Origin of the sequence: Anaeromicropila populeti (assembly GCF_900112775.1) — a bacterium.
GTDB lineage: Bacteria > Bacillota > Clostridia > Lachnospirales > Lachnospiraceae > Anaeromicropila_A > Anaeromicropila_A populeti.
Genome location: NZ_FOYZ01000005.1, coordinates 40,053 through 62,378 on the forward strand (window position 1 = coordinate 40,053; position 22,326 = coordinate 62,378).

Genomic DNA, 22,326 nt, shown 5'->3' on the forward strand with positions numbered 1-22,326 from the left:
TTTTGAAGAAAAAAGCGAGAAGTAAAATTATTGTTTCATTCATAATTGTTTTTACTATGATTATAAGTTGCTTTTGCCATATATCTCCATTGAGAGTAAAGGCAGATGATGGTTCTAGTTTAGCCACTGCGCTGTTTATTGGGCAAAGGGACACGGATATTTCTTTTGCATACAGCGGAGCAACTTGTTTCTATTTTTATCCAGCGGACACATGTAGTTACAGTATAACCATTACTAGTGATTATATTGGTGGGAGCATAATGGGCTACTGCTATGTGTATAAGGATGATATGGTAACAAAGGTAATCTCTAAATCAACTACAGTATCGCCATACGTAGCTTCTGGAACACTTGAAGCTGGAAAAAAATATTATATAAAAGTGTCTTTTGCTGGAAGTGGTTTAGCTGCGGCTACTGGAAGTTTTCAGATTAATAATGGAAATTTGAATGTCTCCGATCCGACAGTAACCCCGACGCCAGTGATCACGCCAACCCCAGTGGTAACGCCAACACCAGTAATTACACCGACGCCAGTAATCACACCAACGCCAGTGATCACGCCAACACCAGTGGTAACCCCAACGCCAGTGATCACCCCAACGCCAGTGGTAACGCCAACGCCAGTGATCACACCGACGCCAGTAATCACACCAACGCCAGTGATCACGCCAACACCAGTGGTAACCCCAACACCAGTGATCACCCCAACGCCAGTGATCACGCCAACACCAGTGGTAACCCCAACGCCAGTGATCACCCCAACGCCAGTGGTAACGCCAACGCCAGTGATCACACCGACGCCAGTAATCACACCAACGCCAGTGATCACGCCAACACCAGTGGTAACCCCAACACCAGTGGTAACCCCGACGCCAGTGATCACGCCAACACCAGTGGTAACACCAACACCAGTGGTAACACCGACGCCAGTAATCACACCAACGCCAGTGATCACACCGACACCAGTGATCACGCCAACACCAGTGGTAACCCCAACGCCAGTGATTACGCCAACACCAGTGGTAACCCCAACGCCAGTGATCACGCCAACACCAGTGGTAACCCCGACGCCAGTGATCACGCCAACACCAGTGGTAACACCAACACCAGTGGTAACACCGACGCCAGTAATCACACCAACGCCAGTGATCACCCCAACACCAGTGGTAACCCCAACACCAGTGATCACCCCGACGCCAGTGGTAACGCCAACGCCAGCAAAGGTGGTATACCAAACACCAATAGAGGATTCAGGTATTTTATATGCAGGTATTGGAAATACAGTAAATATTATATATCAGATTCCAATTGCCAGAACTGAGAAATCAGATGGAACAAAAGAAGATCGTGTAACTTATTATACAGATAAGGCAAAGCAGACAATTCAGGAACTGAATAAAGAAGGCAAGGATACAGCTGAAATTATTATTCCAGATGAAAAAGATGAAGTATCCCAGTCCACAGTAAATTTGCCTCAAGACAGTTTACAGCAGCTTGCTTCAAATGATATTGGTTTGAATATTTGCACACAAAATGCAAAGATTTGTTTGCCAGTAGATTCCATGGAGAAGGCGAACGAAGAACTTGAAGGTAATTTGTATTTTAAGTTGGTACCAGTAAAGAATAAAGATGAGAAAAAAGAGGTATTGGAGAGGGCTAAAAAGGAATCTGTAATACAACTAGCCATAGGAGAAAGTAGTATCTCAGTACTGGGAAGACCAATGACCATTGAAACCAATATGCCATCAGCTCCTCTTGACATTGTATTGCCATTGACTGGGGTTACACTTCCAACCGATGAAAAGGAAAGGGATGAATTTTTAAGTAAACTGGGAATCTATATTGAGCATGATGATGGAACAAAGGAACTAGTAAAAGGTGAAGTTGTAACTTATAGTGATGGTCTTCTTGGAATAAAATTCGGCATTACAAAGTTTAGCACCTTTACCATTTTACAGTCTGACAGCTTTAAGGAAAAATCTTCATTATGCAAGGTTACGAAGGTATCAACACCTGCAAAGGCAGTGATTTCAAGCAGTAAAATAAAAGCTTCTGTAGGCAGTACAGTAAATACAGTTTCAGTGAAGCTTTCTGTCAGCCAGGGAGCATCTTGGAAATTATATAAGGATGCTGCATGCACTAAGGAAATTTCATCTAAGAAGTTGTCTCTGTCGATAGGAAAGAATCAAGTATATGTGAAGGTAACAGCAGAAGACGGAACCACAACAAAGGTGTATTCACTGATAATTACAAAAAAGCAAAAAGTTCTTGTGCTAGCTACTAATAAGGATTTTGCAGATGCTCTGGCTGGTCAGGTGCTTGCAGAACATGTAGGTGGAACCGTGCTTACCGTTGGATATACAGATGCAGAAGCACAGAAAATGGTTTCTTATATCACCAGTATCATGACGAAGCAGGATAAAATTTATATCTTAGGATTGTCAAAGGCAGTTAATTCTAATATGGAAACATTGCTGAAAAACAAAGGCTATACGAATATTGTTCGGATCGGTGGTACAGATAAATATGAAACGGCAGAAAAAATTGCAGCTGTTATGAAACCAGCCAAGGGAACAAAAGTAGTTCTTATGAATGGGGAAGAACCATTATCCTATCGTAAGAGTGTTGCAGAAGTATGTGCAGAAAATGGATATCCAATTCTTTATGTGGAAGCAGATAGTATTTCAAATTACACATTAGAAGCATTGGAAAAGATTGTGCCTTCAGAAATTTACGTGGTAGGCAGCACAGAAAGAATTGGCAGTGCAACGGTAGAGAAATTAAGAAGTAAGCTAGATATGAAAAAGAGCAGTATGATAAGAATCAGCAGTAGCAATTATATAAGCAGAATAAAATAATTGAATACTGTATTAAAAAAGTTTCAGATAGAAGCAGTCAATAGTAGAATTTGTATTATTGGCTGCTTTGTTTTGTATACGGATATAAAATACAATTTTATCAGGCTTGAACAAGAGTGAGTAAGTAAGGTATAATAAAATTCACAAAAACACAAAGCCTTTTATTTGCAGGCTATATAGAAACAGAAGCATAGAGCACTAATTTTAGAGAAGCTATCGGGCGAAAGGCTTGAAGGGGAGGAAAAAATGAGTGAGAGAGCGGAACAGATTTTAGAAGCAGCTAAAACTGGTTTGGTAGAGGCGGAATATAAGTCCATAGAAAGTTTGCGTCCTAAATTATTATACAATAACATAAAAAAGGAAATACTGTTTTAGCATATTTAGAAAGAGAATTGAAGAATTGTGATTCGTTTTGGTTTTCCATTGCTTTCATTACAAAAAGTGGACTAATTGTATTAAAAGATGTTTTACAGGAATTGTCTGACCGAAAAATTCAAGGAAAGATTTTGACTACAGATTATTTGGAATTTAATGAGCCTGGGGCATTACGAGAACTCCTGCAATTTGAAAACTTGGAAGTGAAGGTTTTTACAAGGGAGCATTTTCATACCAAAGGATATATGTTTCGAAAAAAAGAGGAGTACACGTTTATTATAGGCAGTTCTAATCTAACCCAGTCTGCGCTGAAAGCAAATAAAGAGTGGAATTTGAGGGTTAGTTCACTTCAGCGTGGTGAGTTAATACAAGAAACCAATGAAGAATTTGAATATATGTGGGAACAGGCAGAGATACTGACAGAACAATGGATTGCTGAATATGAAGTGATATACAAGGAAAAAAAGAAAAGAAATAATGAACTGAAAGTAAAAAGAATTAAAACCTATACGTTATTACCGAATTTAATGCAAAAAGAAGCTGTGAAAGCGTTAGAAAAACTAAGACAAGAAAAGAAAACAAGGGCATTGTTGATTAGTGCAACGGGTACAGGTAAAACATATTTGTCTGCGTTTGATGTGCGGAATTTTAAGCCTAAAAGGATGCTTTTTTTAGTGCACAGAGAACAAATTTTGAAGCAGGCATTAGAAAGCTATAAGGATGTAATAGGCAATGAAATAAATGCAGGATTATTATCGGGAGAGCATAAAGATTTTGACGCAGATTATTTGTTTTCTACAGTACAGACTATGGCAAAGGAAGCTATTTTACAAAAATTTGATTGCATGCATTTTGAGTATATTTGTATTGATGAAACCAACGAGGATATCATACGGCAGCCCTATTCGGTAAGGATTCACAAGAGACCAGAGAAAAGGCAATCAGAAGGTTAGAACAAGAGGAAACTGAGAATCGTTTGGATTATATTTTTACAGTTGACATTTTCAATGAAGGAATCGATATTCCTGCTGTTAATCAGGTTATAATGCTTCGGCCAACGGAATCTGCCATTGTTTTTGTTCAACAATTAGGCAGAGGGTTACGAAAAACAGAAGACAAAGATTATGTTGTAGTCATTGATTTTATTGGTAACTATACTAAAAATTTTCTGATTCCCATTGCCTTGTCTGGTGACCGGACATATAATAAGGATTCAATTCGTAAGTACATTGCAGAAGGAAATCGGGTAATTCCTGGATGTTCAACGGTACATTTTGATGAAATAACAAAAAAGAGAATATATGAATCGATTGATTCAGCAAATTTTAATGATATAAAACTGATAAAAGAGAGTTATAAACAGTTGAAGTATAAGATTGGAAGAATTCCAAGCCTAATAGATTTTGAAAAACATGGTGAAATCGACGTTATAAGAATTTTTGAGAATGGTTCATTGGGTTCATATTATAAATTTTTGGTAAAGTACGAGAAGGATTATACAATTCGTTTGAGTGAGCCTCAGGAAAAGTTTATAGAATTTATTTCAAAGAAATTTGCCGCTGGGAAGAGAATTCACGAGTTGGAATTACTAAACCGCCTATTAGTAGAACAAGATGAATTTTTTTCGATTTGGAAAACCACACTGGTTGAGAAATATAAAATACAAATTAGCGAGAAGACAGAGGTAAACGTTCTTAATTTAATGACAAATAAATTTGCTGCCGGATCAGGAAAAGATACCTATAAGGATTGTATATTTGTGAAAAATCAAGGTGATAACTATGCTATTTCAGATTCTTTTAGGATAATGCTTAGAGATAAAGAATTTTATCATATGATAAAGGAGCTAATTGATTTTGGACTGTATCGGAATCAGAAATATTACTCAAATCGATATATGGATACATCATTTCAATTATATGCCAAATATACATATGAAGATGTCTGTCGGCTTCTGGAATGGGAAAAAGGAGAAGTGGCATTAAATATTGGTGGGTATAAATATGATAAAAAAACTAAGACTTATCCTGTGTTTATAAATTATGATAAGGATGAAAACATTCAAGATACAATCCGTTACGAAGACCGCCTTCTGGATCCTTCCACATTAATTGCTATATCAAAATCTGGACGAACTTTACAGTCGGAAGATGTGTACATAGCAATGAATGCAAGAAAGATGGGAGTTGAAATGGAACTATTTCTACGTAAAAATAAAGATGATAAGATTTCAAAAGAATTTTATTACGTAGGGAAAATATATGCAACAGGAGAAGCGAAAGAGTTTATTATGCCAAATACAAATAAATCAGCTGTTGAAATTTACTATAATTTATTGACACCAATAAGAGAAGATTTATACGAATATTTTATTAACTAATCCAGATACGTTAGAAGAAGAAAGAATAGAAAGCAGGAGGACAGATGAAAACAATTGAGGTAGTTGCTGCCATTATTAGAAAAGAAAACAAAATATTTGCGACAGAGAGAGGTTATGGAGATTTTAAAGGAAAATGGGAATTTCCAGGAGGAAAAATGGAAGCAGGGGAGTCAAGAGAAGAGGCTTTGAAGCGGGAAATAAGAGAAGAATTAGATACAGAAATACAAATAGATAAATTGCTTTGTACCATAGAATATGATTACGAAAAATTTCATCTGACCATGCACTGCTACTTTTGTCAGGTAATCAATGGGGATTTATCACTTTTAGAGCATCAGGCATCAAGATGGCTGACAAGAGATGAATTGCATCAAGTAGATTGGCTCCCAGCTGATCTGCAAATTATAGAAAAATTAATGTAGTGAGGTTTTGTTCAATATTAATAACATTAGTTTGACCAGTGAAACTAAATTTATTAAAAGAATTAGTAAAAACATAGGGAGTTTTATTGAATAAAATTTGATATCGTGGTAAAATAAGTAAAAATAGGTCAAACCAAGGAGGATTTACCATGAAGGTGAAAAATTCATTACAATTTAAAGCAATTCTATTAATTTCTATTGTTTTTGTTGCATTAATTACTACCGTAACAAGTATCGAATACTTGAATTCGAAAAATCTCATATTGGATTCTATGGAGGATTCAGGAAAACAGACGGTTACCATTCACGCAAAAAATTTGTCCTCGTGGCTTCAGGCCAGGTTATCTCAGGTAGAAGTAATTGCAAATACTCAGCTTGTTAGAAGTATGAACTATGATGAAATATTAGATTATTTCCAAATGGAACAGGAAAACTATGACGGAGTCTTTAATACGTTTGGAATATCAGACAAAACGGGAAAGTTGACATTGCAGAATAATACGGTGATTGATATTAGTACAGAAGCAAGCTTTCCTCTGGTAATGCAAGGAGAGAAAGTTATTTCAAATCCTTTTCAAGATCAACAAGCAGACGCAGAACTTATTATTTCAATGGAGTGTCCTGTTAAAAACAGTGAAACTGGAAATGTTATAGGTCTGGTTAGTGGAGCTTGCCTTGTATCTACCGTTTTTCGCGACAATACGGATTTTCATCTGGGAAAAACCGATATTGTGTACATATTAAGTGGAGATGGAACTGTTTTATATCATTCAGATAACACTCTTATCAACAGTTCTAATTTTTTAGATGACTCAAACAAAGATTTTACAAAGACTGCAAAGGAAGCTCTTTCAAATGAAAGTTATATGGGGAAATTTAAAGATGATAACGAGACAAAAATGTTATTTACTTCTCATGTAGAAGGAACAGACTGGTATATTTTTCTGGAAGTTCCGACAAAAGAATATACATCAAGTGTGAATGCGCTTCTTTTGCTGATTGTTATAGTTTCATTCGCTGCGGTGTTTGTCTTAGTAGTATTCTTGATTTTTGTGTTAAGAAGTTTTTTTCAAAGACTTCTTAAACTAGCCCATTTGTCTGGAGAAGTAGCAGAAGGGTATTTGTTAAGTGCTCTTCCAGAGTCTTCAGATGAGTTGGGAAAAATTAATTCTGCATTTAATAAAATGATTTCAAATTTAAGAAATATTATTGTGAAAATCAGAAATGTTTCAGATATTGTGATTGAATCGTCAAACAGTTACAAAAATGTCAGTGCTGAAGTTGTAGAATGTCGAAAAAGTATGATGCAGTCGGTGGAAAACATTACATTAGGGGCTAAAAGTACCACAGATGAAATTCAAAATATTACGTCGTCTGTTAATGACATGGAAAAACGTTCGATAGAACTAGTAGACATAAGTGAGAGCATTGACTTGCTGATAACCGAAACAAAAGATAAAACCTTAAATGGCACAAAGAATTTAGGCAAGACCGTAAAAATTTTATATGAAATGAAAGATAGCGTAGAGCAATCCTCCCAGGTTATTATAAATCTCTCTAAAAAATCAGAGACAATTGCGAATATTACTACCACAATTTCATCCATTTCTAACCAGACAAATCTGCTGGCTTTAAATGCCAGTATTGAAGCTGCAAGAGCAGGTGAAAGTGGAAAGGGATTTACGGTTGTAGCAGAAGAAATCCGTAAACTGGCAGAGCAGTCACAGAAAGCTACAGCAGAAATTACAGGAGAAGTACAGCAAATCCAACAGCAGATTGCAGATGCAGTTAAGGCGATGAAAGATAGTATTGACTATGTAATACAAGGCACAGGTTCTATCGATCAAATTTCTAATATTTTTGACGGAATTGAAGAGGAAATTAAGAAAATTGATTCTATGAGTTCAAGTGTTTTTGGAGTTGCAAAAGTTCTAAGGGAAGAAAACATGAAAATAAATGCAGCAGTAGCAAACACTTCTGCAATTAGTCAGGAATCTGTTGCCAGCACTGTATGTTTTCAGGAAATGATGAACAATCAGGAAAAAATATTTATAGATTTAAAAAGTGCTTCAGAACAACTGGATGAAATTTCGGCTTCTTTATCAGGTGAAATTTCAAGATTTGTAATTGAGTAATGCCTTTAAATATTACAGAACTGTCACAATGGATTTCTATATGAAAGATTTGAGAAAGATTTCTTTGTTATGATATAAAAAACAATAGAAGCAGGAGGATTTTTCATGGATATTTTAGTGACAAAGGATTTAATAAAGCAGTATGGAAAGGGTGAGATGGCAGTACATGCCTTGGATGGCATTAGTATGAATGTGGAAAAAGGAGAGTTTGTATCTGTGGTAGGTACATCTGGTAGTGGAAAATCTACGCTGCTCCATATGCTGGGAGGACTGGATAAGGCTACATCTGGATACGTAGAGGTAGACGGTAAGGAGCTTTCAAAGCTTTCCGATGACCAACTGACCATATTTCGCAGAAGAAAAATTGGTTTTGTATTTCAGAATTATAATTTGGTGCCAGTACTGAATGTATACGAAAATATTGTACTTCCTATTGAACTGGACGGAAATCAGCCAGACAAGGAGTATATAGAAAAAATAATTGAAATGCTGGGATTGGGAAAGAAAGTAAATAATTTACCTTCGCAGCTTTCCGGCGGGCAGCAGCAAAGAGTAGCAATAGCAAGGGCAGTAGCAGCAAAACCTGCAATTGTACTGGCAGATGAGCCAACAGGTAACTTGGATAGTAAGACCTCTCAAGATGTATTGGGAATGTTAAAAATTACCAGTGAAAAGTTTGGGCAGACAATTGTAATGATTACACATAATGAAGAAATTGCCCAACTGGCAGATCGCATCATTCGGATAGAAGATGGCAGGATTGTGAAGGGCGGTGAAGCGAATGCTACGGGTAAATAATAGAAAGACAGTCCGCCGGCTGGCAGGGAAAAGCTACAAAAGCAATGAGAAGAGAAATAGAACAGCGATTATTGCCATTATATTAACCACTGTTCTATTTTCTGCATTCTTTACCATTGGACTGAGTCTGGCCAAGAGTCTGGAATACAACAGTATGCGTCTGTCAGGAGGAATGGGGCATGCAAGTCTAAAGTACTTAAGTGACAAACAGTATGACGAGCTTACAAAGAATCCTTTGATTAAAAAAGTGGGCAAGTCTTATTTTTGTGGAACGATGGAGGATGGTGTGCTGATAAAGAGACCTGTTGAACTCAACTACAAAAATAAAGAGGATATTAGACAGGCTTTTATGGAAATAAACGGGGAAGCACCCGTAGAAGAAAATGAGTTAGTTCTGGATTCTATTGCACTGGATATGCTGGGGCTTGAGCATAAAGCAGGACAGAAAATTTCATTACTAGTCAATTTTGATGATCATACGGAACAAGTTGAATTTACTCTTTCTGGCTGGTACGAAGGGGATCCAGTATTTAATTCGAGTATAGGGCTGGTTTCGGAGGCTTTTAAGAATAAGTATTTAGCTGGAAGAGGACAAAAATACAATCAGGATTATGATGCCTATGGCAGTTGTAATGCAAATATTATGTTTCAGAATAGTTCAGAGATTGAAGAAAGGATTCAACAGGTAATTACAGAAGCAGGGTATAGTATAGAAGAAGGAAAGGAAAACAGCATTGCTTATGGTGTAAACTGGTCTTATATAAGTACGGGAACAGATGGCGGTAGGGAAACTAAAATTGCAGTTGCCGCAGGATTACTCCTTATTATGTTAACGGGATATCTGATTATTTACAATATCTTTCAAATATCTGTTATCCGGGACATTCGCTTTTATGGACTGCTGAAAACAATTGGAACCACAGGAAATCAAATTCGGAGGATTTTGATTTATCAGGCATTACGCATGAGTGTATTGGGCATACCAATTGGGCTGGTGACAGGATATGGACTAGGGCTTATATTAACACCAATTATTGCAGCTGAGATGTACGGAAAAAGAGCATTTTTATCAAGAAATCCACTGATATTTGCAGGAGCAGTTCTATTCTCACTGATAACGGTTTTTATAAGCTGCATAAAACCTGCCAGGATTGCTTCTAGAATATCTCCAGTAGAAGCAGTTAAATATAGTGGTGTAGAAAAATCCTATCTAAAAAAGCAAAAAAGAACCACCCATGGTGCAAAGCTTTATAAAATGGCATTCTCTAATTTAGGGCGTAACAAAAAGAGAACGGTAATCGCTGTAATATCTATGTCATTGTCATTAATTTTGATGAATATGGTGTTTTGCCTCTCCAGTAGTTTTGATTTGAATCTGTTTATAAAAAGGTTTATTGATGTGGATTATCAGTTGGCAGAGGCTTCTTATTTTAATTCAGATTATTCTCAGGATGAAGATCCAGTTAGCGATGAGTTTATAAAAGCATTTCAGTCACAACAGGGGTTTGTTGATGGGGGCAGCATATATACAAATTATTCTAAGATGTTATGCGTGGAAGCAGAAGGAGAATTTGAACAATGGGGGCTCCACTATTCTTTGCAAAAGGGAGATGTTGCAGAAGCAGAGGTGTACGGCATGGATTCTTTTGTGCTGGATTCGTTAAAAATGGTAGAGGGAGAATTTGATGCAGAAAAATTTGCAACTGGAAAATATGTGCTTCTAGGGGTGGCTACAGATGATCAGGGGCATCCAGAAATGGAAACAGCCTGCTTTCATACAGGAGATAATATCAAGCTGAAGGAATGTACAAAAAGTGAATTAGCTCCAGAAGTGGAGCAGTATGATATGGAAAAGAGAGCCTATGTGGATAAAGAGGGAAATGTAGTTAGGAAGCCTATTCTTTATGAGTTTGGAAGCGAAAAAGAGTATGAAATAATGGGGATTTATGAATTGAGTTGGACCAATATGGACAGAAGCTATGGAAGCTTTGCTGTATTTTCTATGCCTACGTCAGAACTACAGAAGTGGTCGGAGGACGGCAGAATAAATAGGATGAGCTATCTGGCAGAGGGTGAAGATGAATTAGAAACTCAATTGGATGGATTCCTGGAACAATATACTAGTATTGTAGAGCCAACAATGAATTATGCATCAAAGAAAGTATACCATGCAGAATTTGACCAACTGAAAAGTATACTTGTTATAGTAGGAAGTATATTAAGTGGTATTATTGGATTTATTGGAATACTTAATTTTATAAATTCAGTCAGTACAGGAATAATTGCCCGGAAAAAAGAATTTGCTATGTTGCGAAGTATTGGAATGACGGTCAAGCAGTTGAAAAAAATGTTGGTATATGAGGGGATTTATTATCTTGCATTTACCATTATGTTTTCTGTATCAGGGGTGTTAGTAACTTCTTTTACAATGATTCGTCCATTGGCAGACTCACTAAGCTTCTTAATATTTAAATTGACGCTGGCACCAGTTTTGCTTGCAGTTCCAGTGCTTGCCATCATTACGGGAATCATACCATTGGTTTCTTATCGGAGCAATGTAAAAAAAACAGTGGTAGAATTAATTCGAGATGGGGAATAGAATGGGGTTGAGCTTTTTGTGATTTTTTGGTAACATAATAGGGAGAAAGATGAGAAAAGGAGCAGGTATGGAATCAATTCTAATTATTGAAGATAATAAAGCACTTTCACGCGGGATCAGACTTGCCATGGAACAGTCGGGATATAATGTGACAGAGGTTCATCAGCTGAACCAGGCAAAGAAAATTCTTTTGATACAGTCTTTTTCTGTTATATTATTGGATATTAACCTGCCAGATGGAAACGGAATTGATTTTTGCCGCATGTTCCGAAAAGAGAATCATACACCCGTTATTATTCTAACTGCCAATGATATGGAGCTGGATGAGGTGGCAGGACTTGAAGCTGGTGCCGATGATTATATTACAAAACCATTTAGCCTTGCGGTACTTCGGGCAAGAATTGGATCTGTAGTAAGACGGGCATCCAGAAGGGAAGAAGAAAATAAGGTACAACTGGATGAGTTTTCATTTGACTTTCATAACATGGTTTTTACTAGAGAAGGAAAAGAAATTGTTCTAAGCAAAACAGAGCAGAAGCTATTGAAGGTATTGGTTGAGAATAGAGGAACAACTCTTTCTCGTGAACGACTATTGGAAAAGGTTTGGAATTGTGATGAGTTTATTGAAGAAAATGCTTTGTCTGTAACAGTAAAGAGACTTAGAGAGAAGCTTGGTGATACAGAGCCAAAGTATATTAAGACCATTTATGGTGTGGGGTATGTGTGGAATGAACGATAGTATCTGGCTAAAAGGAAGTGTTTTGACAGTAATAGCTGCAATTTTCTGTATAATCTGTGCTTTGGCTACGTACATAAAATTGAAAGTAATTATGAAGAGGCTGGAGAAAATGGTGAGGAATGCAACAGAAGGCTGTTTCCAGGAAGAAGAATTTACAGAAAGCAGAATTTCTAAGCTGGAATCTGACATGGCAGAATTTTTTAAAAGAAGCAGCCTTTCTTCAAAAAATCTGGAGGCAGAACATTTGAATATAAAATCACTTATAGCAGATATCTCACACCAGACGAAAACGCCCATATCAAACATTATGCTTTATAGTGAACTGCTGGGTGAAAAGAATCTTCCAGAAGATTGTCAAGAGCTGGTTCGGCAGGTTACTAAACAAAGTGAAAAGCTGGATTTTCTAATCCGATCTCTGGTAAAGACCTCCAGACTGGAAAGCGGGATTATTTCAATAAACATTTCGAGGCAAAATGTCATGACTGTTATTCAAAGAGTAGTAGATGAAATACGGGCAAATGCTGAAAAAAAGCAGATTGCAGTTGAATTTGAGAGAAGAGAAGCACTTTTTTCTCAGATAGATGCCAGATGGACGGAAGAAGCAATTTATAATATTGTGGATAATGCAGTAAAATATACACCGCATGGTGGAACTATAAGGATAACGGTAAGTGAATATGAAATGTTTGTGCGAATTGATATTGCTGACAATGGAATGGGTATTGCAGAAGCGGAGCAGGCAAATATATTTGGTCGTTTTTACCGCAGCCCCAATGCTTCTGGGGAAGAAGGGGTTGGCATCGGACTCTATTTGGCGAGACAAATTGTAAGAGCAGAAGGGGGTTACATGAAAGTGATTTCTGAACTTGGAAGAGGAGCAACATTCTCTGTTTATTTAAGGAAAGGATAGAAAAAAAGCATATGAAAAGTCAGCGGGTAGGTTGTTTTGTCTTAAAAGAATTAAATGTCAGTACAGTCATTTGTAGTAATTTCCTAAAAAAATAGAAAAAGTCTAATTGTTTCTATAACTAATGTATAATTTTTGGGGTATCAAATGGACATAATTTGTACTAAAATTTATAATATAAAAGAGAAAAACAAAGGGGGGCTTACTTTGAGACAGATAAAAGCGACGAATGGTGAAAAAGTTGGAATTCTCAAACGTATACCACATGATAAGAAACTTTTTTTTATGATAGCACCATTTTTAGTGCTGGTGTTAATTTTTTCCTACTTTCCATTGTATGGATGGGTTTATGCGTTTTACGATTACAGAGCTCCTTTGCCGCTGTCAAAATGCGATTTTGTAGGTTTCAAATGGTTCAAATTTTTATTTGCTAATAAATATCAGATAGCAGAAGTTGTAAGAGTGTTACGTAATACATTGGCTATGAGCGGATTAGGAATATTGACTTCCTTTTTACCGTTGCTTTTTGCGGTTTTCTTAAATGAAATTAAGAGTAAAAGATTTCGTAAATTTGTACAGACCTTTACAACCCTGCCAAACTTTATTAGCTGGGTACTTGTATACTCTGTAGCATTTTCCTTATTTTCTACAACGGGAATGTTTAATAATCTGTTAATGGAATTGGGTTGGATTAGTGAGCCACTCAAATTTTTAGATTCAGATTCCCATACATGGCTTACCATGCTTCTATGGAATATATGGAAGACATTGGGATGGGGAGCAATTATGTATCTGGCTGCCATTGCTGGAATTGATCAGGAATTATATGAGGCGGCAAGAGTAGACGGTGCGGGAAGATTTAAGTTAATCCGTCATATTACAATACCGGCATTATTGCCAACTTATTTTGTGTTATTAATGCTTTCTATTGCCAATTTATTATCCAATGGTATGGATCAGTATTTCGTTTTTGCCAATTCATTTAATAAGCAGCATATTGAAGTTTTGGATTTGTATGTGTATAATCTTGGTATAACTTCGGCAAGAAGTTTATCCCTTGCTACTGCGGTCAGTATGATGAAGAGTTTTGTCAGCGTTACATTACTTTGTGTTGTGAACTTTATGTCAAAGAAGACGCGTGGCGAATCAATTGTATAAGTAGAAGGAAGGGAGAAGAGTTATGGAAGAGAACGAAAAGAGAGACGGGAAAAGTGTTTATAAAAAAGATCCTGTTTTTACAATTATAAATTATTCTTTATTTTTTATTTTTACATTAATTTGTATGTATCCGTTTTATTATTTATTTATTAATAGTATTAGTGCCAATAACTTAAGCAGCAGCGGCGATATTGTATTTTTTCCAAGGCAGATTCATTTTCAAAATTATAGGCAGGTATTGCAGATTCGTGGTTTAATGACTGCCGCATATGTATCTGTGTTCCGTACATCGGTAGGAACAGTGTGTACTGTATTAGCATCTGCATTTCTAGGTTTTATGTTTACCCAGGAAAAAATGTGGAAAAGAAAAATATGGTATCGTATGCTTGTTATTACTATGTATTTTAATGCTGGTCTGATTCCAATGTATTTAATTATGATGAGATTACATCTGGTAAATAAAATATGGGTTTATATTATTCCAGCAATTGTCCAGCCGTTTAATATTATATTGGTGAAGACATTTATTGAGTCCATTTCCAAATCTTTGCAGGAAGCAGCGGAAATTGATGGTGCAAGTGTATTTAAAGTGTTTTATAAGATTGTACTACCGATTACGAAACCAATTCTTGCAACCATTGCGATTTTTTCAGCTGTGAATCAGTGGAACTCTTTTCAGGATACATTGATTTATATTACGGATCAAAAGTTATATTCCTTACAATATGTGCTTTGGACTTACATCAATGCAGCAAGTGCCATTGCAACTCAGATGAAGAATAGTTTTGGTTCTGCTGTAAATGGAGCAGCGATTGCTACTACTCAGACACCAGTATCTGTACAGATGACAGTATCCATTATTGTAATTATACCTATTATTTGTGTTTATCCATTTTTCCAGAGATATTTTGTAAAAGGTATTATGATTGGATCTGTGAAAGGTTAAAAGGGAGCTTAACAGAATTCTAGCAGAGTTCTAAGCTATATAAAGAATCATTAAGGAGGAGTTACATTATGAAAAAGTTTAAGAGGTTGACAGCCCTTGTTCTTGCACTTACACTGGCGATGGCATCGTTAAGTGGATGTGGCAAGGCGAAAGAAGATGACAAGGCAACTACTTCAGAGGCAGTAGAGGCAACAGAGACTGCTGATGGTGAGGAATTGACAGGTGCAGATAAGTATCCTGAATTTCTTACGGTAGACGTATTTTCCAATCAGTCAAATTTCCAGGGCATTCAGGCTGGATGGTTTGGAAAAATTGTAAAAGAAAAATTTAACATGGAGCTTAATATTATTGCTCCAAATGTTGCAGGTGGTGGAGATACTTTATATCAAACACGTTCTGCTGCAGGTAATCTTGGCGATATCGTATTTATGGGTTCTGAAAATGGACGTCTTTCTGATATGATAGAAGCTAACTTACTATTAGATATTACAGATTATGTAGCTAATAGTGAGTACATTAAAACTTATACACAGGGTATTGAATGGATGAAATCTGTAGGGGGAACTGATAAGATTTATGCAATCCCATCTTTGGTGTCTACTCAATCCGCTACAACTCCATCAGAAGGTTTGGATTTAACTTATGGTCCATATATTCGTTGGGATTACTATACGGAACTTGGTACACCAGAAATTAAAACTTTTGAAGACTTATTACCTATATTAAAGCAAATGCAGGATGCACACCCAACTAGTGATTCTGGTAAACCTACGTATGCTATCTCTCTTTTCAAAGACTGGGATGGAAATATGATGAACAATGCAAAACAGCCAACTTGCTTATATGGTTATGATGAAATGGGATTTGTTTTATCTAAAGCAGATGGTACTGATTACCAGAGCATTATTGACAGTGATTCTCAATATGTTCGTGTATTAAAATTCTTCTTTGATGCAAATCAAATGGGATTAGTAGATCCAGAATCTACAACACAGGATTATTCTATTATGTATACAAAATATCAAGATGGCGCTGTCTTATATTCTCCATGGCCATGGTTAGGTCAGTCTGCATATAACACAGTAGACAATAAAGCTGCTGGAAAAGGCTTCATGGTTGCCCCTGTTCAGGATATGACTATTCTTTCTAACGGATGTTCTCCACAAGGAGATAAATATGTTGCTTCTGTTGGTGCAAAAGCAAAAGATCCTCAAAGAATGGTAGATTTCTTAGACTGGCTTTATAGTCCAGAGGGAATCATGACAAACTGTGCACCAATTGATGGTACTTGTGGTCCAGAAGGCATGACTTGGGAAATGGTTGATGGAAGACCAGAATTAACGGAATTAGGTAAAGAACTATTATTAAATGGTGATGGTGCCGTTCCAGATGAATTCGGTGGTGGTTCATGGAAAGAAGGATCATCTTGGATTGCCTTTAATGCGGTATTACAGAGCGATATTAATCCAAATACTGGATTTAGTTACAAATACAATTTGTGGGATTCTGTTCTTGAATTAAAGGAAACTCCATTAGATACTTCATGGAAAGAAAAAATGGGTGCTAAGAGTACATTAGAATATTTACAGAACAACAATCAGATTTTAATTGCACCAGGCTGCGATTTCCTTTCTCCAGCAGAAGATGCACAAATCAGCACATTAAGAAGTCAGTGTAAAGCGATTATTGTTGAAAATTCATGGAAAATGATTTTTGCTGATTCTGAAGATGAATTTAACAGTTTATTAGCTACTATGCAGGATCAAGTAAAAGGCTTAGGATATGATGAAGTATTAGAATTTGATATGCAAAATGCAAAAGATCAAAATGCAGCAAGAGATGCTGTAAGATAGTTGTAAAGTAAATTACATGATGTGAAAGTAATGAATTAAGTAAGTGACTGTTGAAAACCATACGAGAATGAGGTGTTTGAAATGATACACAATAAAAGAATTGTTAGTATGCCTTATGGAGGCGACTATAATCCAGAGCAATGGCCAGAAGAAATATGGGAAGAGGATATGAGGCTGTTCAAGTTAGCACATGTTGATACGGTTACTATTAACGTATTCAGCTGGGCAAAGCTTCAATTGGATGATGAAGTGTATGATTTTAGTATGCTGGATCGCATTATGGATATGGCAAAAAGAAATAACTTAAATGTATGTCTTGCTACATCTACAGCGGTACACCCAGCATGGATGGCTAAAAAATACCCAGAAGTTCTCCGGACCGAGTTAAATGGAATGAAGCGGAAGTTTGGCGCTAGGCACAATTCTTGTCCAAACAGCAGTGTTTATCGTAGGTTTTCAACAGAACTTGCAAAACGTCTGGCATTACGATATAAGGAATATGATAATATTGTTGCTTGGCATATTTCAAATGAGTACGGTGGTACCTGTTATTGTGAAAATTGTCAAGAGGCATTCCGTGGATGGCTGAAGGATAAATATGGTACCCTTGAAGAAGTGAATCGAGCATGGAATACAAGCTTCTGGGGACATACTTTTTATGATTGGGATGAAATAGTAGTTCCGAATCTTCTTTCAGAGCATTTTATATGGGAAATGGAGAGAACTAATTTTCAGGGGATTTCCTTGGACTATAACAGATTCAATTCTGATAGCTTACTAGAGTGTTATCGGGCTGAATATGTTGAAATAAAAAAAATAACACCTCATATTCCAATTACTACAAATTTAATGGGTTTTTACAAGCCGTTAGATTACCAAAAGTGGGCAAAGTATATGGATTTTGTTTCTTGGGATAATTATCCTAGTGTAACAGAAACAGCTGCAGATACGGCGATGAAACATGACTTAATGAGAGGTTTAAAAGGCGGAAAGCCATTTATATTGATGGAGCAGACACCTAGTGTTACAAATTGGCAGTCTTATTGTGCATTAAAACGTCCAGGTGTAATGAGGTTATGGAGTTATCAGGCAGTTGCACATGGTTCTGATTCGGTAATGTTTTTCCAAATGAGACGTAGTATTGGGGCATGTGAAAAATTTCATGGAGCATTAATTGATCATGCTGGACATGAAAATACAAGAGTCTTTAGAGAATGTAGTGAATTAGGCAGCGAGTTGGAGAAGCTGGGAAGCCAGACATTTGATGGTGTATTTCATTCAGATGTGGCAATATTATTTGACTGGGATAATTGGTGGGCCGTTGAATATTCCGCAGGTCCTAGCTGCGAAATCAGATATGTAGAAGAGGTTCTTCAATATTATAAAGGACTGTTTGGACAAAATGTGTCAGTAGATTTTGTTGGAGTAGAAGATGAGTTATCAAAGTATAAAATGGTTATTGCACCTCTTTTATATATGGTAAAAGGAGATTATCATAAGAAAATTGAAAGTTATGTAGAATCAGGCGGCACGTTTGTAGTAAGTTATTTTAGCGGTATCGTTGATGAGCATGATTTAGTGACTTGTGGAGGTTATCCAGGCAAGCTGAGAAATGTAACAGGAGTCTGGGTAGAAGAAATTGATGCACTTCCATCAGGTTGTTTTAATGAGTTTGTATATAAAGATAAAAAATATGAAGCGAAAATGTTATGTGACATTATCAGACCAGAACATGCAGAGACAATCAGTGTGTATGAAAAGGACTTTTATGAAGGAGAAACCGTTATTGCAAGAAACCAATTTGGAAAAGGAACTTGCTATTATGTAGGTACACGTTCTTCAGAAAACTTTTACAGTGATTTTTTAAGTGATTTATGCAAAGAATGTGGGGTCACCCCTATTTTGTCTACACCAGAGGATATAGAAGTAACAAAGAGAATAAATGAAAATGGAGAATTTCTTTTTTTGTTAAATCACAGTGAAGAAAAGAAGGTAGTGGTGCTGGATGGCAGTTACCAGGAACTTATTTCTGGCAGAAGCTATGAGTTAGGTGAGCAGCTGGAATTAGATAAAAAAGATGTTGGAATTTTGTTGAAAAGAAAATAATTGAACTTAAAATATAGAAATAGAAAAGAGTAGTGTGCAATGAAAGAATATTTGAAAAAAATAGACGATGTAATCGCACAGGGATATTATAAGGATACATGGGAATCATTAAGTCAGAAACAGGTTCCAGTCTGGTTTCGTAAAGCCAAGCTAGGGATATTTATCCACTGGGGTCCGTATTGTGTTCCTGCTAAAACCAATGAGTGGTATTCAAGAAATATGTATATTAAAGGTATGCCAGCTTATGAATATCATGTTGAAACATATGGAGAGCAGAAGAATTTTGGCTATCAGGATTTTATTCCCATGTTTACAGCAGAGCATTTTAATCCCAATGAGTGGGCGGAATTAATTAAAGAATCTGGAGCTAATTATGTATTTCCAGTTGCAGAGCATCATGATGGATTTCAGATGTATAAAAGCAGATTTTCAAAATGGAATGCAGTAGAAATGGGACCAAAGAGAGACATTTTAGGGGAGTTAAAGGAAGCCTGCTGCGAAAAAGGAATTGTATTCTGTACTTCCTCTCACCGTGCAGAACATTGGTTTTTTATGGGGCATGGAAAAGAGTTTGACAGCGATATTAAGGAACCAATGAAGCGTGGTGATTTTTATTGGCCAGCTATGCCAGAGCCTGATAACAGTGATTTGTTTAGCGAGCCTTATCCAAATGAGGAATTTTTACAGGACTGGTTAGTAAGAACCTGTGAAATTATAGATGAATATCAGCCGAGGGCTTTGTATTTTGATTGGTGGATTCAGCATGTTGCATTTAAACCTTATTTGAAAAAGTTAGTTGCATACTATTATAACAGAGGAATTCAGTGGGACGAAGAAGTAATTGTATGCTACAAATACGATGCTATGATGTTTGGAAGTGGAGTTGTGGAAGTAGAAAGAGGACATTTTTCTGATATGAAGCCTTTTTACTGGCAGACAGACACTTCAACCGCTTACAACTCATGGTGCTATACAGTAGACAATGAGTACAAAAAGCCAATGGATGTTATTTATGAGTTTATTGATGTGGTAAGTAAAAATGGTAATCTGTTGTTAAATATCGGACCAAAGTCAGATGGCACATTCCCAGAGCAGGATAAAGAGATTCTGAAGGAATTAGGGACTTTTCTAAGACAGACTGGGGAAGCGTATTTTGGAGCTGGAATATGGAAAAAGTATGGAGAAGGACCACATAAAACAGTAGAGGGACATTTTTCCGAAAATAATGCTCAGGAATATTCATCGGAGGATATTCGGTTTACAGTGAAAGAGAATCATTTGTATGCAACTGTAATGGTTTTTCCAGAGAATAAGATTGTGAATATCCGTTCCTTAAACCGGGCTAAGGATATGAATCAATCAACGTTTCACGGAATTATTGAGACGGTAGAAGCGCTAGGTTTTGAAGAGGAGCTTAATTGGGAACAAAATGAAAATGGACTGCTCATTAAGAGTCAGACCATTTCATCTAACTATCCAGTTGTATTTAAAATTACTGTGAATTAATATTATGCTTTGAACGATATTCGGCAGGGCTGATACCAACATAGTTTTTAAATTTTTTGTGGAAGTAGTCTACATTTTTATAGCCTACCTTTTGGGCAATTTCATAAACACGCATTTGATCGAGTAGAAGCAGCTTTTTAGCAGCGTCTACTCGAATTTGATCTAAATAGGAATTAAAGTTTGAGCCGACCTTTTTGCGGAAAAGTTTACCCAGGTAAGAGCTATTGTAGCCAAATATTTCTGCCAGAGTCTCTAATTTTAAATTTTTATAGTAATTGTGCTTGATATAGGAAACAATTTCATCCACTATGCTGTCATTTGTGGAGTTTCCGGTTGCTATCATAATTTTTTCTGCTTCCTGCTTCATATACGCTGTAATTAAATAAAGATACTGCATTTTTCGCATTTCTTCAATAATTTCCTCATTAGAAGGAAAGGGCAATTCCTGCTCAAAATGGGATTGAATCAGGGAATGTTTTAAATGAAGGTAATTTCCAATTAAAATCGATGTGGCAAGTTCCTGGTTCAAATTGCTGGAAAATAGTATGGTTTCTATGGATGATAAAATATCATTAATTTTGGAACGGTTATATGCCTGTATGCTTTGAAGAAAAAGTAAAAAATAGTCATTCAGTTTTTCCTTCACTGCCTCTGGATCAGATGCTTCTGGACTTTCTGGCAATTGGGTATATGAAATAATGTGCATATGCTTTTTACAATAAAAGCGGCGGTTGAATAAGGAAAGGGCATCCATATAGGACAGATGAATATCATAGATTGATTCAACAGGCCTTCCCGATGATATAAAAATTGGTCCATAAGCAGAGTCGTTGGGATTGGCTTCCATATCTTCTTTAAGAGCTGTAAATTTGGTAACTAAACGGTTTCCAAATAATACAACGACACACAATCCATCAATTGTCATAGACTCCATATTTTTTGTTGCACCACTTGTGTGTAATAATTTACAAAAAACCTCATAGTAGGAAGAATCTTCTTTATGGTAGCTGTCTAAAATAAGAACTTGATAGGTATCTGTAAGAAGTTCTTTTGGAATCATATTCTCGTTAAATTGCTGGGAGCTTTCAGCTTTCTGAAGCAGATCGTGCAATATTGTATTTTTAGTAGTGGAAATATATTGTGACAATTCTAACTGCTCTTTTTTTGTTTTCTGAAGATCATGAGCAATTTGGGTCACACTTTCAAACAATTCATCCTCATCTACTGGTTTGGTTAAATAAAAATTTACACCATACCGGATGGCATCCTGTGCATACTTGAAATCAGAATAGCCACTTAAAATAATAATTCTGCCAGTAAAACCTTGTTCACGAGCAGCTTTTATCACCTCTATCCCTTGCAGTTTAGGCATGCGGATATCAAGGAGAGCTAAATCAGGCTGAAGATTCAAAAGGCCATCTAATGCCGCCAAACCATTAGAAGCTTCTCCACAAATAGTAAATCCGGCAGCATCCCAGTTAATAATGGATTTTAATCCGTCTCGAACAATTTTTTCGTCATCTGCTATAAATACTTTCATTTTG

The 22,326-nt window shown here is 36.4% G+C and carries 14 protein-coding genes and 2 pseudogenes; 15 read left to right on the top strand and 1 reads right to left on the bottom strand.

Translation table 11 applies throughout. The features are described from left to right. Window positions 1–2 precede the first annotated feature (2 nt). From BM305_RS18785 to BM305_RS07345, 15 genes and pseudogenes are all read left to right on the top strand, one after another. Window positions 3–2,858 carry a cell wall-binding repeat-containing protein gene (locus BM305_RS18785; RefSeq protein WP_143099145.1) on the top strand — a complete coding sequence of 952 codons (2,856 nt, stop codon included), beginning with the start codon at window positions 3–5 and terminating at the stop codon, window positions 2,856–2,858. 246 nt (window positions 2,859–3,104) lie between these two features. Then, window positions 3,105–3,233, top strand: coding sequence for a hypothetical protein (locus tag BM305_RS19615; RefSeq protein WP_272481951.1), 129 nt, complete (start codon window positions 3,105–3,107; stop codon window positions 3,231–3,233). Window positions 3,234–3,250: 17 nt separating this feature from the next. After that, window positions 3,251–3,622: pseudogene (locus BM305_RS19935) on the top strand (phospholipase D-like domain-containing protein); the annotation flags it as partial. A 57-nt stretch (window positions 3,623–3,679) separates the two neighbouring features. Next, window positions 3,680–5,613: pseudogene (locus BM305_RS19465) on the top strand (DUF3427 domain-containing protein). A 44-nt stretch (window positions 5,614–5,657) separates the two neighbouring features. Next, a complete protein-coding gene (locus BM305_RS07295; protein WP_092560041.1) occupies window positions 5,658–6,035 on the top strand; it encodes a (deoxy)nucleoside triphosphate pyrophosphohydrolase in 378 nt (125 codons plus the stop codon). A gap of 149 nt (window positions 6,036–6,184) precedes the next feature. Further along, window positions 6,185–8,170 carry a methyl-accepting chemotaxis protein gene (locus tag BM305_RS07300; RefSeq protein WP_092560042.1) on the top strand — a complete coding sequence of 662 codons (1,986 nt, stop codon included), beginning with the start codon at window positions 6,185–6,187 and terminating at the stop codon, window positions 8,168–8,170. A gap of 105 nt (window positions 8,171–8,275) precedes the next feature. Continuing rightward, window positions 8,276–8,968, top strand: coding sequence for an ABC transporter ATP-binding protein (locus tag BM305_RS07305; protein ID WP_092560043.1), 693 nt, complete (start codon window positions 8,276–8,278; stop codon window positions 8,966–8,968). After that, entirely contained in the window at window positions 8,952–11,567 is a 2,616-nt protein-coding gene (locus tag BM305_RS07310) for an ABC transporter permease (protein WP_092560044.1), read from the top strand. The genes BM305_RS07305 and BM305_RS07310 overlap by 17 nt, the downstream gene beginning before the upstream one ends. A 67-nt stretch (window positions 11,568–11,634) precedes the next feature. Then, window positions 11,635–12,306: a response regulator transcription factor gene (locus BM305_RS07315; protein ID WP_092560275.1), complete on the top strand. Its 672-nt coding sequence runs from the start codon at window positions 11,635–11,637 to the stop codon at window positions 12,304–12,306. Next, a complete protein-coding gene (locus BM305_RS07320) occupies window positions 12,296–13,216 on the top strand; it encodes a sensor histidine kinase (protein WP_092560045.1) in 921 nt (306 codons plus the stop codon). The genes BM305_RS07315 and BM305_RS07320 overlap by 11 nt, the downstream gene beginning before the upstream one ends. A 204-nt stretch (window positions 13,217–13,420) precedes the next feature. Then, on the top strand, window positions 13,421–14,371 hold the full coding sequence (locus BM305_RS07325) for an ABC transporter permease (protein WP_330393438.1): 951 nt from the start codon (window positions 13,421–13,423) through the stop codon (window positions 14,369–14,371). A 22-nt stretch (window positions 14,372–14,393) separates the two neighbouring features. Further along, window positions 14,394–15,317 carry a carbohydrate ABC transporter permease gene (locus BM305_RS07330; protein WP_092560047.1) on the top strand — a complete coding sequence of 308 codons (924 nt, stop codon included), beginning with the start codon at window positions 14,394–14,396 and terminating at the stop codon, window positions 15,315–15,317. 68 nt (window positions 15,318–15,385) lie between these two features. Then, on the top strand, window positions 15,386–17,170 hold the full coding sequence (locus BM305_RS07335) for an extracellular solute-binding protein (RefSeq protein ID WP_092560048.1): 1,785 nt from the start codon (window positions 15,386–15,388) through the stop codon (window positions 17,168–17,170). Window positions 17,171–17,251: 81 nt separating this feature from the next. Then, on the top strand, window positions 17,252–19,276 hold the full coding sequence (locus BM305_RS07340; protein ID WP_092560049.1) for a beta-galactosidase: 2,025 nt from the start codon (window positions 17,252–17,254) through the stop codon (window positions 19,274–19,276). A 39-nt stretch (window positions 19,277–19,315) separates the two neighbouring features. Continuing rightward, the gene (locus tag BM305_RS07345; protein ID WP_092560050.1) at window positions 19,316–20,782 is read left to right on the top strand and encodes an alpha-L-fucosidase; all 1,467 of its coding nucleotides are present in this window, start codon (window positions 19,316–19,318) and stop codon (window positions 20,780–20,782) included. On the opposite strand, the gene BM305_RS07350 is transcribed toward BM305_RS07345, so the two are convergent. Then, window positions 20,769–22,322, bottom strand: a complete 1,554-nt coding sequence (locus tag BM305_RS07350; protein WP_092560051.1) for a response regulator transcription factor — start codon at window positions 22,320–22,322, stop codon at window positions 20,769–20,771. The genes BM305_RS07345 and BM305_RS07350 overlap by 14 nt on opposite strands. Window positions 22,323–22,326: the final 4 nt, after the last annotated feature.